The organism is Rhodococcus globerulus (assembly GCF_019334125.1).
GTDB classification, from domain to species: domain Bacteria; phylum Actinomycetota; class Actinomycetes; order Mycobacteriales; family Mycobacteriaceae; genus Rhodococcus_F; species Rhodococcus_F globerula.
On sequence record NZ_CP079698.1, the window covers coordinates 4,887,501 to 4,906,568 of the forward strand.

General features: G+C 61.2%; 12 protein-coding genes, 2 rRNA genes and 1 riboswitch (1 of these 15 cut by a window edge). Of the genes, 9 read left to right on the forward strand and 5 right to left on the reverse strand.

What is annotated here, in order from left to right; genetic code table 11:
* Positions 1 to 2,639, forward strand: a 23S ribosomal RNA gene (locus tag KYT97_RS22250); it begins 495 nt to the left of the window's first position.
* 141 nt (positions 2,640 to 2,780) lie between these two features.
* Positions 2,781 to 2,897: ribosomal RNA gene (rrf, locus tag KYT97_RS22255) — 5S ribosomal RNA — on the forward strand.
* 156 nt (positions 2,898 to 3,053) lie between these two features.
* Here the strand turns inward: rrf and pdxR are convergent.
* Entirely contained in the window at positions 3,054 to 4,439 is a 1,386-nt protein-coding gene (gene pdxR / locus KYT97_RS22260; protein WP_219110686.1) for a MocR-like pyridoxine biosynthesis transcription factor PdxR, read from the reverse strand.
* A 50-nt stretch (positions 4,440 to 4,489) separates the two neighbouring features.
* Here pdxR and KYT97_RS22265 point away from each other — a divergent pair, with 50 nt between their 5' ends.
* The 5 genes from KYT97_RS22265 to KYT97_RS22285 are packed head-to-tail and all read left to right on the forward strand — an operon-like array spanning position 4,490 to position 8,158.
* On the forward strand, positions 4,490 to 4,945 hold the full coding sequence (locus tag KYT97_RS22265; RefSeq protein ID WP_219110687.1) for a carboxymuconolactone decarboxylase family protein: 456 nt from the start codon (positions 4,490 to 4,492) through the stop codon (positions 4,943 to 4,945).
* 27 nt (positions 4,946 to 4,972) lie between these two features.
* A complete protein-coding gene (locus KYT97_RS22270; protein WP_219110688.1) occupies positions 4,973 to 5,770 on the forward strand; it encodes an SDR family NAD(P)-dependent oxidoreductase in 798 nt (265 codons plus the stop codon).
* 34 nt (positions 5,771 to 5,804) lie between these two features.
* Positions 5,805 to 6,449 (forward strand): GntR family transcriptional regulator, encoded by a 645-nt coding sequence (locus tag KYT97_RS22275; RefSeq protein WP_092805972.1) that lies wholly within the window; start codon positions 5,805 to 5,807, stop codon positions 6,447 to 6,449.
* Complete coding sequence (locus KYT97_RS22280) at positions 6,449 to 7,723, forward strand: MFS transporter (RefSeq protein WP_045068247.1); 1,275 nt, start codon at positions 6,449 to 6,451, stop codon at positions 7,721 to 7,723. The genes KYT97_RS22275 and KYT97_RS22280 overlap by 1 nt, the downstream gene beginning before the upstream one ends.
* A 30-nt stretch (positions 7,724 to 7,753) precedes the next feature.
* Positions 7,754 to 8,158, forward strand: coding sequence for a DUF4259 domain-containing protein (locus KYT97_RS22285; protein ID WP_141486602.1), 405 nt, complete (start codon positions 7,754 to 7,756; stop codon positions 8,156 to 8,158).
* Positions 8,159 to 8,177: 19 nt separating this feature from the next.
* Here the strand turns inward: KYT97_RS22285 and KYT97_RS22290 are convergent, their stop codons facing one another.
* The 3 genes from KYT97_RS22290 to KYT97_RS22300 all read right to left on the reverse strand — a co-directional run bounded on the left by KYT97_RS22290 (position 8,178) and on the right by KYT97_RS22300 (position 15,359).
* Positions 8,178 to 9,509, reverse strand: coding sequence for a M1 family metallopeptidase (locus tag KYT97_RS22290; RefSeq protein WP_095888122.1), 1,332 nt, complete (start codon positions 9,507 to 9,509; stop codon positions 8,178 to 8,180).
* Positions 9,494 to 13,411: a Pls/PosA family non-ribosomal peptide synthetase gene (locus tag KYT97_RS22295; protein ID WP_219110689.1), complete on the reverse strand. Its 3,918-nt coding sequence runs from the start codon at positions 13,409 to 13,411 to the stop codon at positions 9,494 to 9,496. Before KYT97_RS22295 ends, KYT97_RS22290 begins: the two co-directional genes overlap by 16 nt.
* A gap of 94 nt (positions 13,412 to 13,505) precedes the next feature.
* Positions 13,506 to 15,359 (reverse strand): BCCT family transporter, encoded by a 1,854-nt coding sequence (locus KYT97_RS22300; protein WP_033236281.1) that lies wholly within the window; start codon positions 15,357 to 15,359, stop codon positions 13,506 to 13,508.
* Between the two features lie 542 nt (positions 15,360 to 15,901).
* Positions 15,902 to 16,016, forward strand: a riboswitch (SAM riboswitch).
* Between the two features lie 54 nt (positions 16,017 to 16,070).
* On the opposite strand from KYT97_RS22300, the gene KYT97_RS22305 reads away from it, so the two are divergent.
* Positions 16,071 to 17,393, forward strand: coding sequence for an aminotransferase class V-fold PLP-dependent enzyme (locus tag KYT97_RS22305; protein WP_033236282.1), 1,323 nt, complete (start codon positions 16,071 to 16,073; stop codon positions 17,391 to 17,393).
* Positions 17,394 to 17,523: 130 nt separating this feature from the next.
* Entirely contained in the window at positions 17,524 to 18,138 is a 615-nt protein-coding gene (locus tag KYT97_RS22310) for an LLM class oxidoreductase (RefSeq protein WP_033236283.1), read from the forward strand.
* On the opposite strand, the gene KYT97_RS22315 is transcribed toward KYT97_RS22310, so the two are convergent.
* Entirely contained in the window at positions 18,117 to 18,989 is an 873-nt protein-coding gene (locus KYT97_RS22315) for a PaaX family transcriptional regulator C-terminal domain-containing protein (protein WP_219110690.1), read from the reverse strand. The genes KYT97_RS22310 and KYT97_RS22315 overlap by 22 nt on opposite strands.
* Positions 18,990 to 19,068 lie beyond the last annotated feature (79 nt).

Sequence of the window (19,068 nt, forward strand, 5' to 3'; positions counted from 1 at the left end):
CGGGACCACCCGATAAGCCTGAATACTCCCTGGTGACCGATAGCGGACTAGTACCGTGAGGGAAAGGTGAAAAGTACCCCGGGAGGGGAGTGAAATAGTACCTGAAACCGTGCGCTTACAATCCGTCAGAGCCTTTGCACACTTCGGTGTGGGGGGTGATGGCGTGCCTTTTGAAGAATGAGCCTGCGAGTTAGTGGCATGTCGCGAGGTTAACCCGTGTGGGGTAGCCGTAGCGAAAGCGAGTCCGAATAGGGCGATCATAGTGGCATGCTCTAGACCCGAAGCGGAGTGATCTACCCATGGCCAGGTTGAAGCGACGGTAAGACGTCGTGGAGGACCGAACCCACTTAGGTTGAAAACTGAGGGGATGAGTTGTGGGTAGGGGTGAAAGGCCAATCAAACTCCGTGATAGCTGGTTCTCCCCGAAATGCATTTAGGTGCAGCGTCGCGTGTTTCTCACCGGAGGTAGAGCTACTGGATGGTCTAGGGGGCCCACAAGCTTACCGAAATCAGCCAAACTCCGAATGCCGGTGAGTGAGAGCGCGGCAGTGAGACTGCGGGCGATAAGGTTCGTAGTCGAGAGGGAAACAGCCCAGATCGCCAGCTAAGGTCCCTAAGCGTGTACTAAGTGGAAAAGGATGTGGGGTCGCGAAGACAACCAGGAGGTTGGCTTAGAAGCAGCCACCCTTGAAAGAGTGCGTAATAGCTCACTGGTCAAGTGATCCTGCGCCGACAATGTAGCGGGGCTCAAGTACACCACCGAAGCTGCGGCATTCACGCAATAGCCCCCAGTTGATCCAAGGATTTTCTGGCAGGTGTGTGGATGGGTAGGGGAGCGTCGTGTGGCCATGGAAGCGGCAGGGTGACCTAGCCGTGGAGGCCACACGAGTGAGAATGCAGGCATGAGTAGCGAAAGACGAGTGAGAAACTCGTCCGCCGAATGACCAAGGGTTCCTGGGCCAGGTTAATCCGCCCAGGGTGAGTCGGGACCTAAGACGAGGCCGACAGGCGTAGCCGATGGACAACGGGTTGATATTCCCGTACCCGTGTGAACGCGCCCATGGTGAATCAGTGATACTAACCGTCCTGAAGCCACGAGAAGACCTTCGGGTCTCGAGTTGGTGGATGCACGGGACCTGATCTGGTAGTAGCCAAGCGATGGGGTGACGCAGGAAGGTAGCTGGGCCGGTCAGTGGTAATACCGGTGTAAGCGTGTAGGGCGTGACCTAGGCAAATCCGGGTCGCATATAAGCCTGAGACGTGATGCGTAGCCGATTGAGGCGAATTCAGTGATCCTATGCTGCCGAGAAAAGCCTCTAGCGAGCTTTCACACGGCCCGTACCCCAAACCGACACAGGTGGTCAGGTAGAGAATACTAAGGCGATCGAGATAACTATGGTTAAGGAACTCGGCAAAATGCCCCCGTAACTTCGGGAGAAGGGGGGCCCTGTCTGGTGACGACATTTACTGTCTGAGCTGGGTGGGGCCGCAGAGACCAGTGAGAAGCGACTGTTTACTAAAAACACAGGTCCGTGCGAAGTCGTAAGACGATGTATACGGACTGACGCCTGCCCGGTGCTGGAAGGTTAAGAGGACCGGTTAGTTCTTCGGAGCGAAGCTGAGAATTTAAGCCCCAGTAAACGGCGGTGGTAACTATAACCATCCTAAGGTAGCGAAATTCCTTGTCGGGTAAGTTCCGACCTGCACGAATGGCGTAACGACTTCTCAGCTGTCTCAACCGTAGACTCGGCGAAATTGCATTACGAGTAAAGATGCTCGTTACGCGCGGCAGGACGAAAAGACCCCGGGACCTTCACTACAGCTTGGTATTGGTGTTCGGTTCGGTTTGTGTAGGATAGGTGGGAGACTGTGAAACGGTGACGCCAGTTATCGTGGAGTCGTTGTTGAAATACCACTCTGATCGAATTGGACCTCTAACCTCGGACCATGATCTGGTTCAGGGACAGTGCCTGGTGGGTAGTTTAACTGGGGCGGTTGCCTCCCAAAATGTAACGGAGGCGCCCAAAGGTTCCCTCAGCCTGGTTGGCAATCAGGTGTCGAGTGCAAGTGCACAAGGGAGCTTGACTGTGAGACTGACAGGTCGAGCAGGGACGAAAGTCGGGACTAGTGATCCGGCACCGGCAAGTGGAAGCGGTGTCGCTCAACGGATAAAAGGTACCCCGGGGATAACAGGCTGATCTTCCCCAAGAGTCCATATCGACGGGATGGTTTGGCACCTCGATGTCGGCTCGTCGCATCCTGGGGCTGGAGTAGGTCCCAAGGGTTGGGCTGTTCGCCCATTAAAGCGGCACGCGAGCTGGGTTTAGAACGTCGTGAGACAGTTCGGTCTCTATCCGCCGCGCGCGTAAGAAACTTGAGGAAGGCTGTCCCTAGTACGAGAGGACCGGGACGGACGAACCTCTGGTGTGCCAGTTGTTCCGCCAGGAGCACCGCTGGTTAGCTACGTTCGGAAGGGATAACCGCTGAAAGCATCTAAGCGGGAAGCCTGTTCCAAGATGAGGTTTCTCACCCCCTCGAGGGGGTAAGGCCCCCGGCAGACCACCGGGTTGATAGGCCAGAACTGGAAGTACAGTAATGTATGCAGGTGACTGGTACTAATAGGCCGAGGACTTACCACAAAGAAGCTACGCGTCCACTGTGCGGTATCTGAAACAACACACAGATACCTTGAATTCGATTCCCCATCATTCACCGACACTTGTCGGTGGGTGTGTGGAGGATCTGGTTCACGGTTAGTTACTGTGACAGTTTCATAGAGTTACGGCGGTCATAGCGAAGGGGAAACGCCCGGTCCCATTCCGAACCCGGAAGCTAAGCCCTTCAGCGCCGATGGTACTGCACTCGACAGGGTGTGGGAGAGTAGGACACCGCCGAACACAACTTGAGAAAGCCCCCCAACATTGTTGGGGGGCTTTTTCGTGTCCCCGAAACACCCCCCGGGATCGAGCGAACGGTACACCCGTCGCCTCGGATCGACCGAACGTACCGTTCGCACCATCACGGGCGGGGCAATCGAGGCGAACCGGACCCTGTTACAGCGCTGATTCCAATGTCTCGCAGAGCATTTCGAGTGCCCGAGGGTACTGGGACGGCGATGGCGTGCTGTAGCCGACAACAATGCCGTCGGAGCCGGCGGAAGACGTGTCGGGGTGCCGGAATGTTGACAGCCCTTCAAGTCCGAGGCCGCGCGAATTCGCGGCAGCCATCACGGATTGTTCGCTGCCACGGGGCAATCGAACTACGGCATGAAGTCCCGCGGAGATCCCCTCGACCCGAACTTCGGGTACTCGCGCAGAGAGGATCGCAACCAGTTGATCGCGTCGTCGTCGGTAGGAAACCCGCATCTTCCGAATGTGAGTGTCGAACCGTCCTGACACAATGAAGTCTGCCAGCGTCAGCTGATCCGTTGAACTGACCCAACGCTCGTACGGCCCTTTGACTGCGAGCACGGGTTCGATCAATCTGTCCGGCAACACCATCCAGCCGATACGAATGGCCGGCGAGAGCGTCTTGCTCGCGGTTCCGAGGTAGGCGACGTGTTGTGGGGCGATCCCCTGTAGTGCGCCGACGGGCTTTCTGTCGTAACGGAATTCACCGTCGTAGTCGTCCTCCAGTATTACTCCGCCAGTGCTCGACGCCCATTCGACGGCAGTTGCCCGCCGTGCGGGTGTGAGCGGTCCGCCGAGTGGAAACTGGTGCGTCGGCGTCAGAAGTGCGGCTCCGGCGGTAGTGGATGCCAATTCGTCTGTGCACGTGCCTGATTCGTCAACGGAGATAGGAACGGTTCGTATGCCCTCGTCGATCAGTAACTTCCGGTGTAGATGAAGACTGTAAGCATCCACTGCAAATGTTCCGCCTAGGGTGCGGGCTAGAAGCGCGATCCCGTGACCTGAACCGGCGCTGACCACTATTCGATTCGGGTCTACCCGCACCCCTCTGGTTCGGCCCAGGTACCCGGAGAGGGCATTGCGAAGTTCGACGCGACCTCGGGGGTCGGTGGCGCCAAACGCGTCGTTAGGTGCTGCGGTTAAAGCCCGTCGGGCAGACGAAATCCAGGCAGAACGAGGAAAAGCTGATACGTCAGGCGATCCGGGCATCAAACTGTGTGTGAAGCGCACTGTCGATGGTGCGTGCGCCGCGTCATTGCGGGAGTCCGCGAGCGAAGCGACGACGGTGCCGGAGCCCTGACGTGTCGCGAGCCACCCGGCTGCGGCGAGTTCGGCGTAGCAATCGGCCACGGTGTTTCGTGCTATGCCGAGGTCGTGTGCAAGAGTGCGTGACGGCGGGAGTCTGGTGCCAGGCTTCAAGACACCGCCGTCGATCGCGTCGCGAAGTGCCTGCAGAAGCGCTGCTTTGACGCCGACGCCGTGCGGCAGTTCGATGTGCAGATCGAAACCGAGATTGGCCCACGAATTCACTCGCAAATTGAACCATGTTTGAGGGTCATTGCGAGATTATCGTTCTAGGTATGACAACAACAGGGCAACGACTCAACATCGCACAGCTGGCACCCGACGTTTACAAGGCCATGGTCGCGCTGGACAGTGCTGCACGTAAGGGCCTGGATCCCATACTGGTCGAGTTGATGCTGACGCGTGCGTCGCAGTTGAATCATTGTGCATGGTGCTTGGACATGCACACACGTGATGCGCGCAAAGCCGGCGTGACGGAGCAGAAGCTGTACCTGCTGAACGCCTGGGAGGAAGCCCGGGATCTCTACTCCGACAAGGAGCGCGCAGCCCTCGCATTGACGGAGGCCGTCACAGTTCTCACCGACGGGTTTGTCCCCGACGCCGTGTACAACGAAGCGGCTGAGCACTTTGCCGACGCCGAGCTGGCTCAGCTCATCAGTGTCATATTGACCATCAATGCATGGAACCGCATTGCCGTCACTTCGCGTATGGCACCGCCTGTCCGGGACTGATTCCCCTCGTGTGGATAGTCTCGCGGCATGGATCTTCGACTTTCGGGAAAACGCGCAATTGTTGCTGGTGGTAGCAAGGGGATCGGGCTTGCGATCGCCAGAGGTTTAGCCGAGGAAGGCGTCGATCTCGCGATACTTGCCCGAACAGAACAGTCAGTGACCGACACGGCCCGAGAACTGGCGTCGGAGTTCGGGATTCGAGCAATCGGTGTGGCCGCCGATACGCGAGACGACGACGCAATTCAGGCGGCGGTACGTGAGGTTGTCGCGACGTTGGGTGGCGTCGACATTCTGGTCAACTCTGCGGCAACCCCGTGGAGCGCTGGAAGGCCAACGGATTTCTGGTCGACGACCGATGACGTAGTGCGGGGAGAAGTCGAGGTGAAGGTTCTCGGCTATCTCCGTACGGCCCGGGCAGTCGCCCCGCACATGGTGGCGCAGGGCTGGGGCAGGATCATCAACATCAGTGGCCTGGGCGCGCGTACCGCCACCTCGATTGCGCATACGGTGCGCAACGTCAGTGTCTCGGCGCTGACGAAGAACTTGGCCGATGAGTTGGGCCCCAGTGGAATCAATGTAACGGTGGTTCATCCTGGAGTGACTCGAACCGAACGACTGAAGGCACGGATCGAAGACGAGATAAATCTGACGGGGCAATCGCTCGCCGAGGTGGAAGCGGGGATTGCCACCAACTCGATTCGCAAGATCGTCGACGCCGCCGAGGTGGCCGACGTCGTCACGTTCCTGGCGTCGCCGCGCAGCGTCGCGATCACGGGTGACGCGGTTGCTGTCGGCGGTGGTATTCCGGGGCCGGTGTACTACTGACCTGCACGGAGGAGTATAAATACATCTTGTGTCTATGTTGCATTCCACGGCGGAGTCGGTATTCCGCGAAGTGAAGGAACTCATCCTGTCCGGGGAGTTACCCGGTGGTGAGCTCATCAGCGAGGGCGAGATCGCCAGTCGAATGGAGTGCAGTCGTACTCCCGTGCGTGAGGCGTTTCTGCGGCTCGAAGCCGAAGGGTGGATGCGCCTGTACCCGAAGAAGGGTGCATTGATCGTCCCCGTGGCGGACGGCGAGGCCGAGCATGTTGTCGCGGCGCGGCAACTGGTAGAGACGCAGAGTGTGCGTGTTGTAGCTGACCGACCGCAGGCTCGCAGCGGATTGATTGCAGCTTTGCAGGCGAGCATGGCCGAGCAGCGCGAGCTAGCCGACGGCGGCGACGTCGCAGCATTCAGCGCCGCCGACGCAGATTTCCATAAGATGATCGTTGCTGCGGGTGATAACCCTCTGCTCGATACCTTCTACGCCGGTCTGCGGGATCGACAGCGGCGCATGACGGCACGATCGATCTCGCTCGACCCCGGCAAGCTCCCCAGGATTCTCGAAGACCATGCCGAACTGGTCAGCCTTGTCGAGGCCGGCGACGCCGATGCATACAACGACGCGGTGCTGGCGCATATGCGTCGTGTTCATGGTCTCGGACTGCGCGGGGGCCTGTGATGAGCGTCGAAACCCTGTTGTCGAACAGGTCAACGGAAAACCGTTCTGCCCGAGCCTGGCTCATGGTTGCCGCCAGTATGTTCGCGGTTGCCTGGGGCGGCAACGAATTCACACCGCTGTTGGTGATGTACCGAATCGACCACGGCTATTCGCCCGTGATGGTCGACTTCTTCCTCTTTGCCTACGTAGTAGGGATCGTTCCTGCGCTCTTGCTCGGTGGCCCGCTGTCCGATCGGCTGGGTCGACGCCCGATCATGCTCCCGGCCCCGTTCATCGCGATCGCAGGCTCGACGCTGCTGGCTTTCGGAGCAGATTCCGCAGCCGTCCTGATTGTCGGACGTATTCTCTGCGGTATCGCGCTGGGAATCGGCATGGCCGTCGGCGGTTCCTGGGTGAAGGAACTATCTGCAGCTCCTTGGGATCCGGATGCCACCGAGGGCTCTGGTGCCAGGCGTGCCGCGATGAGTTTGACCGCCGGTTTTGCGTTGGGTGCGGGCTTCGCCGGCGTGTTGGCACAGTGGGCGCCACTGCCCAGCGCGTTGGCTTATGTCTTGCATATCGTGATCACTGTGCTTGCGGGAGTTGCCTTGTGGCGCGCACCTGAGACTCGCGCCGCGCAACCGAAGACCGAGCGTCGACGGTTGATCGACGACCTGAAGATTCCGTCGGCAGGTCATCGCCGATTCCTGTACGTAGTTGTTCCGTTGGCGCCGTGGGTGTTCGGAGCAGCAAGTGTCGGGTACGCAGTCATCCCCGCGCTGATGACCGGCCACAGTGGCAATGCGCCGGTCGCCTTCTCGGCGTTCCTCTGTGTTGTTGCCTTGGCCTGCGGATTTGCGATCCAGTCCCTCGGACGCAAGATCGACACGAATAGCAGTGCACGTGGCGCCGTCGTCGCGCTGGTGTTCCTGGTAATCGGAATGGCTGCAGCGGCCTTGGTAGCGTCGACGCTGACAGTTGCCGCCGCGATTGTTGCGGCTGCGATCCTGGGCTGCGGGTACGGAATGGCGTTGGTGTCCGGCCTGCTCGAGATTCAGCGCATAGCCGGGCCGGATGACCTCGCCGGCCTGACTGCGGTGTTCTACTCGATCACCTACATCGGGTTCGCGGTTCCGGCGGTCTTGGCGATGCTGTCGGAAAGCATTCCGGCGCTGAGCTATACGGCAACCCTGTTGTTCGGCTCTGCGGCAGCTGCGGCCTGCCTCGTACTCGTACTGTTCAAATCCCGGTCGCATCTCCCGGCGGATGAATCGGCTATGGTCAAGGCGGGCTGAGCCTGGCCCACGAATCAGGAGGAATACTCAATGGGGACTTGGGGTTCGGGTCCGTTCGAAAACGACGCGGCCGGCGATTTGCTTGTGGCGGTTCGGGCCGGTGAGTTCGACATCGCCGATTTCACCAGCCATGTCGACGACGAGTACGTCGAGGTGGACGATTCGCAGGCGGCAATCGCGATCGCTGAGATTGTTGCGGTGGCGCACGGACTCCTACCGGCCCCTGAGCAACTCGACGGTATCGATGCCGTTGCCTACACCGCGTCCTTGACCCCGGAGCAGCGCGAATGGATTCTCGCGACACTCGAACGCACGATTGCCGACCCCGAAACTTCCGAACTCTACGAGTTGTGGGCCGAGAACGGTCCGGAAGATGTCGAGGAATGGCGGGCGCCGATCCTGAAAAGGTTGGAGAGCCTCAAAACCCTGAGCTGAGGTCGGACTGATCGATGACTCAGGTCCGGCGCGGTAGGGGTTTCTGATTGAGCCACGCGTCCCACAGTGGACGCAGCGGGATGTCGGTGAATCGTGATGCCAGATCGGTGAACTGCTCGGTGCTGACAGTGCTGTGGCGGTGCTTGGTAGTCCACTGACGGAGGAGTTCGAAGAACTTGTCGTCTCCCAGAACCCCGCGCAAAGTATGCAGGGTAAGAGCGCCGCGTTTGTAGATTCGATCGTCGAACATCATGGCCGGCCCGGGATTGCCGAGGATGAGATCCTGAGGCTTGCGCATCAGTCCTTGATAAGCGTTGGCCGCAAGGGCTTCGGACGACGGGCCACCAGAGTTTTCAGACCAGATCCACTCCGCGTAACAGGCAAAGCCTTCGTGTAGCCAGATGTCGCACCACGCGCCGATCGTGAGGCTGTTGCCGAACCACTGGTGTGCCAACTCGTGTGCGACAAGGCGTTCGGAGCCGCGTCGGCCGGTGCAGTGATTGGCGCCGAAAATCGAGAGCCCCTGTGCTTCGATGGGAATCTCGAGTTCGTCGTCGGTGACCACGGCGGTGTAGTCGGCAAAGGGGTACGGGCCGAACAGTTTGCCGAAGACGTCGAGCATCTGCGGCTGGCGTGAGAAGTCGACGTCGAACTCGTTGTGCAACCGGGGTGGATGAACCGCGAAGATCGGGACCCGGCCGGAGCTGACCTGCCGATGCTCGTACTGCCCGATCTGAATGGTCGCCAAGTAGGTGGCCATGGGCTCGGTCTGCTCGTACACCCAGGTGGTTGCGCTGGCGCGGGTTTGCTTGCGCACCAATGCGCCGTTGGCGAGTGCGTAGAACGGGGAATCGGTGGTGATCGAAATGCGGTACGACGCTTTGGAACTGGGGTGGTCGTCGCACGGGAACCACGACGCGGCCCCGTTGGGCTGGCTCGCGACGAGGGTTCCTTCGGTGAGTTCTTCCCAGCCGACTTCACCCCAGAGACCTTTGATGGGTTCGGGATTTCCGGTGTACTGAACGGTGACAGAGAGCGCTCCGCCGGCGGGAATCTTGGTGCCGGGCGTGACGATCAGCTTGTTGTTCTGGCGGGAGTACTTGGCGCCGCGGGCGCCGTTGACCGACACCTTGGACACCTGCAGGTTTTGGGCAAGATCGAAGCTGAACTTGGATCGGTTCTCGGTGGTGACGGCGGTGATGACGGCTTTGCCGGCCAGACGGTTACTGAAAACCTTGTAGGTCAGTTCCAATTCGTACCGGGATACGCGATATCCGCGGTTGCCGTTCTGCGGCAGGTACGGATCGATCGGCTCGTCGAGCATCTTGTTCGGCTTCACGAAGCCGCCCATGGGGCAATGGGGTTGCCCTGCCACCGGGTCGACGGCGGAACGGTGTCACCTCGCATGACCAATGATGCAGGTCCGACGGTTGCGCCTGCGCCGATTCCGGCTGCGGGTAGCGCGACACAGTGTGGTCCCAGCGTTGCTCCTGCTCCCAAGGTGACGGTGTCCATGGCCATAATCCGATCATGGAAGAGGTGAGTTTGCACGACGCACCCCCGTTCGACGGTTGCCCCGTCACCCAAAGTCACGAGATCTGCTTCGGGTAGCCAGTACGACTCGCACCAAACCCCTTTGCCTATTTTGGCGCCGAGTCCGCGCAAGAAAATGTTCAGTACGGCAGTGCCAGTTGCTGCTCGTGCGAACCAGGGAGCGGCAACAGTCTCGACAAAGGCGTCAGCAACCTCGTTGCGCCAGACGAAGGAACTCCAGAGTGGATGCTCCACCTTCTTGATCTTGCCGACGACAAGCCACTTGGCCGCGACGGTGATCGTCCCGGCAACGGCGCCCGCGATCAGCAGGACGACGCCGCTCAGCAGGGCGGCAAACCAGAATCCGACGGCTCCGGCGAGGGCTTCGAGTGCAAACAGCACGCCAAGGCCGATGCCGAAGGTGACCATGACGGGGATGAGTCGGCAGGTTTCCACGACGCCGCGGGCGATCTTGAGACGCGTCGGGGGATTGAAGGTGCGGGCCGCGTCGGTGTCTCCGACTGCACGACGCAGGCGCACGGGCGGGCTACCGAGCCAGGAGGATCCGGACTTCGCCTTCGACGGCGTCGCGGACAACACCGCAACAAGCCCGTTCTTGGGGACGCGTCGGCCGGGGGCGGTCATTCCGGAGTTGCCGAGGAATGCGCGCTTGCCGATCTTGGCGTGCTCGATGTGCATCCAGCCGCCGCCGAGCCCGTAGCTGGCGACCATGGTGTCGTCGGCGAGGAACGCGCCGTCTGCGACGGTCGTGAACTTGGGAAGGAGCAGGACGGTGGACGCTTCGACGTTCTTGCCGATCTTGGCGCCGAGAAGGCGCAACCAGCCGGGCGTGAGCAGGCTGGCGTACAGCGGGAAGAGGAAGGTGCGGGCGGAGTCGAGCAGACGCTCGGTGGCCCAGACCTGCCAGCCGATCCGGCTGCGGACGGGGTGGTATCCCTCGGTCAATCCGATCGACAACAGGCGTACTGAGACTAGCGTGATGACGGCAAAGACCAGCAGGCTCAGAATCGTCGCGAAGGGAAGCATGATGAGCGACTGGGCAATTGCGCTACCGAGGGTTTCGGTGTTGCGAATCCACCAACCGATCAACACGATTCCGGCCACGAGAGCAAAGATCGGGACACCGGCAAGGAAGACGGACGTGATGCCGTACACCGGAACCCAGCCGGGGGCGCGCTTCGGATGTTCCGACGGCCAAGGATGATTCGCTTTGCCGACCTTGGTGGCTGGCGAACCTGCCCACTGCTGATTGGCTTTCACCCGGCCGAACACAGCTGATCCGGGTTCGACGACGGCGCCGCGTCCGACACGGGCACCGGGCAGAAGTGTGGAACGCGATCCGATAGAAGCACCGGCCCCGATCTTGATCTCACCGATATGAATGAGATCGCCGTCGATCCAGTGACCGGACAGGTCGACTTCGGGTTCGACGGAGCACCCGTCGCCGAGTTCGAGCATGCCGGTGACGGGCGGCAACGTGTGCAGGTCGACGCCGTGGCCGATGTCGGCTCCGAGGGCTCGCGCGTAGTACAACATCCACGGTGCGCCCGAAAGATTTGCTGCGCCACTGGCTTCGGTGAGTCGCTGGGCAATCCACAGTCGCATGTGTTCACTGCCGCCGCGCGGGTAGGTGCCCGGCTGTAGGTTGCGCAGCAGGGCTCGGGTGCCGATCACCGCGATGGTCATACGGCCGATCGGCGTGATGAAGACGAGGAACGCCAACAGAATCCACCACCACGAGACCGTCGGCGCCCAGCTGACGTCGACGAACCACGCGAGAACGTTGTTCGCGATCGCGATCCAGGTAACCCACTGGAGACCGGCAAGGGTCGTGATCGGAACCGTTGCCGCAACCTGAGCCAGTTGGGTTTTCAGAGGCGTGGGCGTGACGATACGTGGTTCGACGGTTTCCGTAGGAGCCAATTCGTCGAGGTATTCGGCCAGAGATCCCAATCGTGGATGATCGTAAAGCTGGGCGACGGTGACCTCGGGGAAGCGTTCGCGTAGTGCCGTCACCAGCTGGGCCGCGGAGAGTGATCCGCCGCCCACTTCGAAGAAATCGTTGTCGAGGCCGGTGATCTGGGCGCCGAGGATGGAACCCCACAGTCCCGCGACCCAGGCCGCGGTTCCGTCGAGTCCGAGTGCGGCTCCGGCATCTTCGCCGGCACCGGGAAGGGGCCAGGGGAGAGCGTTGCGGTCGACCTTGCCGGAGGTACGCGTCGGGAGTTCGTCCATCAACGCCAGACGCGGGACGAGCGCTGCCGGCAACTGTTCGCTGAGCGTCGCGTGCGCTGCCTTGAGGTCGAAATCGGGGTCGGTACTCGCGATGTATCCCACGAGTATTTGGTTTCCGGCCGCAGTCTTCTTGACCGCGGCTGCGGCACCACTGACACCGGGAAGGTTCTGCAGCGCGTTGTCGACCTCGCCGAGTTCGATCCGTCGGCCACCGAGCTTGACCTGATCGTCGGCCCGGCCCTGGAACATGAGCCCCTCGAGCTCGAGCCGGACGAGGTCGCCACTGCGATAGGCACGCTCCCAACCGAGTGAGGGCATCGACGCGTACTTCTCGGCGTCTTTTGCCGGGTCGAGATAGCGGGCGAGGCCGACGCCACCGATCACCAGTTCGCCCACCTCCCCGACTGCGACGGGGTTGTTCTGAGCGTCGACGACTGCGAGGTCCCAGCCGTCGAGGGGGAGACCGATGCTGACGGGACTCTTGCCGTCCATCAAAGCCCCGCACGCAACAACCGTCGCTTCGGTCGGTCCGTACGTGTTCCACACCTCGCGGCCTTCGACGGCCAGGCGTTCGGCCAACTCGGGCGGGCAGGCTTCACCGCCGAAGATCAGGAGGCGGACAGCTTCGAGGGCCTCGGCCGGCCACAACGACGCCAACGTGGGAACAGTGGAGACGATGCTGACGTCGCGGGAGACCAGCCACGGCCCGAGGTCCATGCCACTGCGCACGAGTGATCGTGGTGCGGGAACCAGGCAGGCGGCATGACGCCACGCGAGCCACATTTCCTCACACGACGCGTCGAAGGCGACGGACAGTCCCGCGAGAACACGGTCACCGGGCCCGATCGGCTCGTCCTGAAGGAACATGCGGGCCTCGGCGTCGACAAACGCTGCGGCATTGAGGTGGGTGACGGCGACGCCCTTGGGTGTGCCGGTGGACCCGGAGGTGAAGATGATCCAGGCGTCGTCTTCGGGCAGGGGATCGCGCACGGGTGGGTGCTCCAGCCGCTTCGGTGCCGTGCCAGGCCCGATGCCGTCACCCGTGATGATCGCGGCTACCTGGGCTTCACCGAAAACGAGTTCGGCGCGCTCTTCCGGATCATCGGCGTCGACGGGTACGTAGGCGGCGCCGGCCGCGAGGATCGACAGGATTGCCACGTACAGCGAACGCGAACCGGACGGCATCCGGATGCCGACGCGATCACCCGCGCCGACTCCGGCATCGGCGAGCCAGCGCGCGCCCTGTTCGATTTCGCCCAGCAATTCGGCGTACGACAGCGTCGTCTCACCGTCGTCGATGGCAGGTGCTTCGGAGTTGGCCTGCGCGGATGCCCGCACGATGTCGATGAGGGTGCGCGGCGCAGGTGCCTGCGTCGAGCGGAGAAATACGGACGGAATCCCGAAAGACGATTCCGTTTCCGCGTGCGGCTGGAGTGGCAAACCCGTTGATCCTGTTCTGCTCATGAATCTCAGTCGTGCGACCTGTCGAGTTGTTATCTCATGACAAGTTTGCGAGTTGGTGAACAGTTCTGCCTAATGCAACATGCCGACGCGGCGCTTATTCCGAGTTCGTGACGCTCTGCAGGTGTCCTTCGGCCGAATCGGCGAACTCCGGAGTGTCGAACACTTCGCCGCCCAGCGGGTCGACGGCACGAGAATCTGCGGAGATGTCGACGACGCCGGTATCCGGGTTGATGTTGACCGCGTGTTGCGGGACTTCGTGGACTGCGACGAACATGTGGGTATCACTCGGATCAGTGGTGATTCCTGATTGCGACGGCGTCAGCCCGGCGAAGCTCGACGAGATGTTCAGGTCGCGCAATCGTTTGGTCGACGGTTGTGGCACGTCGACCGAGCTGTTGGTGGTCGAGATCCGCAAGTACCGCGGAGCCGCGGCAACCTCGTATCGGAACGCCTTGAGCATCGACAGGCACGCCAGCACCATGATGATCGAGAACGGAACCGCCGTCGCGATAGCCACGGTTTGCAGGGCGGTCAGTGATCCACTGCCGCCGACAAGGAGCAGAACAGCTGCGGCGGCGCCGGACAGGAAGGTCCAGTAGACCCGGGTGATCTTGGATGTCTCGAGATTGCCGCCCGTCGCGAGAATGTCGATGACGATCGAGCCCGAGTCGGCCGACGTCACGAAGAAGAACACGATGACAACGATGGCGAGAATACTCGAGATCGTGCCGAGCGGAAGACCGTCGAGCAGCGTGAACAGCGACGTGTTGGTATCGACGGCGCCGGACGCGTCGAGCATGGTGCCCTCGTTGCGCTGACGCAGGATGCCGGAGTTGCCGAAGATCGTGAACCACAGCGAACCGACGAGTGTGGGCGCGAGCAGAACACCGAACACAAATTCACGGATGGTGCGTCCACGCGAAATGCGGGCGATGAACATGCCGACAAACGGCGCCCAACTCATCCACCATCCCCAGTAGAAGATCGTCCACGCGCCGGCCCAGCCGTCGTCGGCAAACGGTGAGGTACGCAGCATCAGTTCCGGAAGAGCCTGAACGTAGCCGCCGAGGTTCTGCACCCAGGACTGCAGGAGGAACAGCGTGGGGCCGAGGATCAGCACGAACAGAGCTAGAACCGCGGCCAGGATCATGTTGATGTTGGAGAGCCACTTCAGTCCCTTGGTGACGCCGGAGACCACGGAGAATGTAGCCATACCTGTCACGATGACAATGATGGCGATGACCAACCAGTTGTCGGTCTCCACCCAGCCGAGGTAGTCGAGGCCGGCGGTAATCTGCTGAACACCGAATCCGAGCGAGGTAGCGACGCCGAACAGGGTGCCGACGATCGCAACGACGTCGATGGCGTGCCCGATCTTGCCCTCGATGCGGGCGCGTCCGAGCAGGGGTTCGAGGAGCCAGCGGATCGACAGCGGGCGACCCTTGCGGTAGGTCATGTACGCCAGTCCGAGGCCGACGACAACGTAGATTGCCCACGCGTGCAGGCCCCAGTGGAACATCGTCAGTTCCATTGCCTGATTTGCGGCCGCGTCGGTCGATCCTGCTACCCGGCCCGCGACCGGCGGGTCCACGTAGTGCGAAAGTGGTTCTGCCACTCCGTAAAACACCAGACCGATGCCCATGCCTGCACTGAAGAGCATGGCAAACCAGGACATCATGCCGAACTCGGGCTGTTCGTCGTCGCGGCCGAGTCTGATGTTGCCGATCCGGCTGATCGCGCAGTAGAGCGCAAAGACCACAAATCCGGTGGCAGACAGGATGTACCACCAGCCGACACCATCGGTGATGGCGTTGTTGAGGCTCTGGAAGGCGTCGGACGCAGTCCCGGAGTAGATCACAGCAAAGGCGATCAACCCGAAGATCACTATCGATGCCGGGACGAATACGGGTTTCCGTAGTCCCCTCCACGCGTTTTTGACCGCAGTCATCTCGCTCCTTCACACAGTTCAGCGTTCTTGTCGCACTCCGGCGACATCGTCGACGCGCTCAGCCCTCGTACGGCGGCCACAGGTCACGTAGGTGGGCATGCGCTCGCACCATCGCAGTAAAGACCGGGCTATTGCTTTGCAATTCAACGTAGCTGCGCAGTTCTGGCGACTCAAATGAATGAAAGATGGTGCAGTGTTGACGAATCTGCCGGTCTTGTTCGACTATCGATCTGTATTTTGTTGCTGTTTAAGGATTCTCGTAATCGTTTGCTCGAAATCTGTTCGAATCTCTCTGGAATGCAAGGAATGAAGGGTCAATGCGAGATTCGGAACGAATCGTATTTGTCAAACTCGGTGAATGATTCTGTAGGTCAAGCGCTTATGGCCCGTGAAGGCTCCTCGGAAGGTTGCGGTGCCACGGAGGCCGAAACGTTACCGTGATGGTGGTCACCACGAAGAGATGTCGGGCGATTTGTCGGAGTCGAGAGCGTGTTCTGCGTTGGGGTTGACAAGCCGGTTGACTCCTGCCATTCTCGTTTGCAGGTCACGAGTACCAGTGTTCAGCCCCGGCTTGCTGGTCGGCAACCCTCCTCCGCGGTGGGGTGCTCCGGGTGACGACCCGGCTGTATCCGAAAACGGATTCGGCAAGCGCGGACTCTTCCGGGGACATCACCCGAACGAATGAGTCCTTGAACGTGAGGATTGTCTTCGATGACTGCTGTTCTGAGTGCCGATACCTGCACCGCTCCCATTGCCAAGGTTTCTGGCGCCGACCTACAGGTTCCCCTCGTCCAGGGTGGTGAGTGTTCCTACGCGAACTTCGACTACGCAGCGAGCGCGCCCGCATTGGCCCAGGTCACCGATCGCATTGCGGAACTTCTTCCCACGTACGCCAGCGTTCACCGCGGTGCCGGATACGCCTCCCGGATCTCCACGCTGACCTACGAGAACGCTCGCGAATCGGTTGCTCGCTTCGTGAACTGCGCTGACGATCAGGTTGTCGTCTTCACCCGCAACACCACGGACTCGCTCAATCTTCTCGCTCAGTCCGTGCCCGGCAGCACCGTCGTTCTCGACGTCGAGCATCACGCAAACCTGTTGCCCTGGAACGACGCTCGCATCGTCACGGCCGCCGATACCGTCGAAGAGACCATCGAGCGCCTGATTGCGGAACTGTGCACCAAGCCCGCCGCGCTCCTCGCCATCACGGGAGCGTCCAACGTGACCGGCGAGATCCTGCCGATCGCACGCCTCGCGGACATTGCACACCGTTGTGGTGCACGCATCCTCGTCGACGCCGCTCAGTTGGCTCCCCATCGTCGTATCGATCTGCAGGAATGCGGAGTCGACTACCTCGCGTTCTCGGGTCACAAGCTGTACGCACCGTTCGGTGCCGGCGTCCTCGTCGGTCGCCGCGACTGGCTCGACGAGGCCAAGCCGTACCTTGCCGGTGGCGGCGCTGTCCGTGAGGTGACGCTGGAATCCACCGAGTGGGCCTGTGCTCCCGCCCGTCACGAGGCCGGTTCGCCCAACGTCCTCGGTGCTGCTGCAATCGCCGCAGCCTGCGACGCACTGACCGCGCTCGACTTCGACGCCATCTCGGAGCACGAGAAGGCGCTCACCGCTCAGTTGACCGACGGACTGGCCGCCATCGCCGGCGTCAACTTGCTCCGGTTGTGGGCCGATGCTCCCGACGCCGTCGGAATCGTCACCTTCACGGTCGACGGCTACGAGGCCGGCGAGGTTGCCGCATTCCTCTCCGCAGAACACGGCATCGGCGTCCGCGACGGACGCTTCTGCGCGCACCCGCTGCTCTCGCGTCTCGGCCTGTCCGGCGGTGCCGTGCGCGCCAGCCTCGGGTTGGGCAGCAGCTCCGACGACGTCACCCGCCTGATCAACGCCGTGAGCATCCTGGTTTCGAATCAGCGTGATTGGAACTACGAAAAGACCGCCGGTGCATGGAATCCCGTGCCCGAGACCCGCACTTTCCTTGGTGGCACCGCCGGCGACGCCGGCGCAGCCGAATGCGTCTGAGCCCATATCCGGATGCACTGATCGAAATAGGCAACTAACATGGCAGACATGACAACTGCGACGTTTGGAATGTGTACGAGCTGACGATCGTCTCGCGCTCACCCCTCCCTCCATACTTTCGGAGAAACACATGTCTTCTATCGCATCTCATTCCCTGCATGTAGCTGTTGAACTCACCGGATTCGGCCACCACCCCGCCGCCGAAGGAGCTCCCGGAAACCTTCCGCTCATCGGCGCGGATTACTGGGTGGATCTCACCGAAGGTGACACCCTTCTCGATCTAACGGCCTTCCCTGTCAATGTCATTCGTATCCGGGCCAGCGACCTGCGCGATGCGCAGGCTCAGCGCGCCCAGATTCGTGCAGCGATCGCCGAGGACGGCCGCGATCCCGACTCTGTTGCAGTGTTGGTCGATCTCGAAGTTCTGATCGCTCCGGAAGCGCGGGCCGCGCGTAAAGAGTTGGCGCAGTTGGACAGTGCGCTGAACGTCCCGCGAGTCCCGGCATCGCTGCACTACGTCGGTACGCCGTCCGGGCTCGGCAGTTTGATTGCCGATATTCGGGCTGCCGACGTCGCAGACGGTGTGACTTTGCTCCCGTTGTCGTTGCCTCGAACTCTCGAACATCTTGTCGGCGAAACCATTCCGTGGCTGCAGTCGCGGGGATTGGTGACTCCGGCCACCGCTGTCGACGAAGTTCTCGGTCGCTTCGGATTGCCCCAGCGTCAGCGCACTCTCGCGTCCTGATCACCGATTGCATCTGCGTACAGGTGGAACAGCGAGGGTAGTTGGTCGGCGCCGTCCACCTGTGCCAGAAGTGTCCAGCACTGCGCAGTGATCGACCGCGCTCTCTTGCCGATCCAGTTGGTGGGCAGTAGTTCCGGTGGCAGGAGCGGATCGGGTTCCATCGCTCGCGTGAATTCCGCGGCGAGTTCGACGGTCATCGTGACGGCGTCGGTGTCAGTGAAGGCTGAGGTGTTCCGCAGTTTTTGCAGGCGCGAGGTCGCCACGTTCAGTAGCTGATCGTATCCGGCCGCAATCTGATCCAGTGGCCACAATTGTGCGGCAATCTTCGACGGGTCTTCGAGGGTGCCCACTTTCAGGTCGCGAGCGGTCAGAGAAGACAGATACTGTTCGACGTCGAGTTGGGCGGCCGCATCGAGAACATAGGGTTCCCACGCGTGCGGCGAGACGTACAAGCCGCCCTGCACGAGGGCTCCACCGAGATAGGTCACCCTGGTGCGCAGTGCATCTCGCGCTTTCCGCGACGACTCCGGAATTGCGAATCCCACCACATGCCAGCGCCCGTCCCACGGCGTCGTGGTGCCTCGATCTTGTTGATAGGCGAGCCGAACGAACTCGACGTCGGGTTCCATCTCCCGCACGGCTTTCGTGGTTGCCCGCAGCGTGGCCTGGCGCCCACGCCCCTCCTGTGTGAACTTTCCCTCGGCGACTAACCGCTTGATGCACAGTCGAATCTGCTGGTCCGTCATGTCGAGGGCGCCGGCGGTGGCATACAGGGTGTGCCCGTCGACAGTTCCGTCTGCGCGCAGAAGTCCCTCGATCAGAATCCGCGTGGGTACATCGACAGCTGTCATCGCTCAGCCCTTTCTTTCCTTCTCGACATCTTCGCACCTAACTGTACTATCGAAATAGAAACGGTCGTTCGAGATTCGT

Coding starts and splice junctions, on each gene's coding strand:
- KYT97_RS22265 (WP_219110687.1), top strand. CDS start 4,490: ATGACAACAACAGGGCAACGACTCAACATCGCACAGCTGGCACCCGAC.
- KYT97_RS22270 (WP_219110688.1), top strand. CDS start 4,973: ATGGATCTTCGACTTTCGGGAAAACGCGCAATTGTTGCTGGTGGTAGC.
- KYT97_RS22275 (WP_092805972.1), top strand. CDS start 5,805: ATGTTGCATTCCACGGCGGAGTCGGTATTCCGCGAAGTGAAGGAACTC.
- KYT97_RS22280 (WP_045068247.1), top strand. CDS start 6,449: ATGAGCGTCGAAACCCTGTTGTCGAACAGGTCAACGGAAAACCGTTCT.
- KYT97_RS22285 (WP_141486602.1), top strand. CDS start 7,754: ATGGGGACTTGGGGTTCGGGTCCGTTCGAAAACGACGCGGCCGGCGAT.
- KYT97_RS22290 (WP_095888122.1), bottom strand. CDS start 9,509: ATGGGCGGCTTCGTGAAGCCGAACAAGATGCTCGACGAGCCGATCGAT.
- KYT97_RS22295 (WP_219110689.1), bottom strand. CDS start 13,411: ATGAGCAGAACAGGATCAACGGGTTTGCCACTCCAGCCGCACGCGGAA.
- KYT97_RS22300 (WP_033236281.1), bottom strand. CDS start 15,359: ATGACTGCGGTCAAAAACGCGTGGAGGGGACTACGGAAACCCGTATTC.
- KYT97_RS22305 (WP_033236282.1), top strand. CDS start 16,071: ATGACTGCTGTTCTGAGTGCCGATACCTGCACCGCTCCCATTGCCAAG.
- KYT97_RS22310 (WP_033236283.1), top strand. CDS start 17,524: ATGTCTTCTATCGCATCTCATTCCCTGCATGTAGCTGTTGAACTCACC.
- KYT97_RS22315 (WP_219110690.1), bottom strand. CDS start 18,989: ATGACAGCTGTCGATGTACCCACGCGGATTCTGATCGAGGGACTTCTG.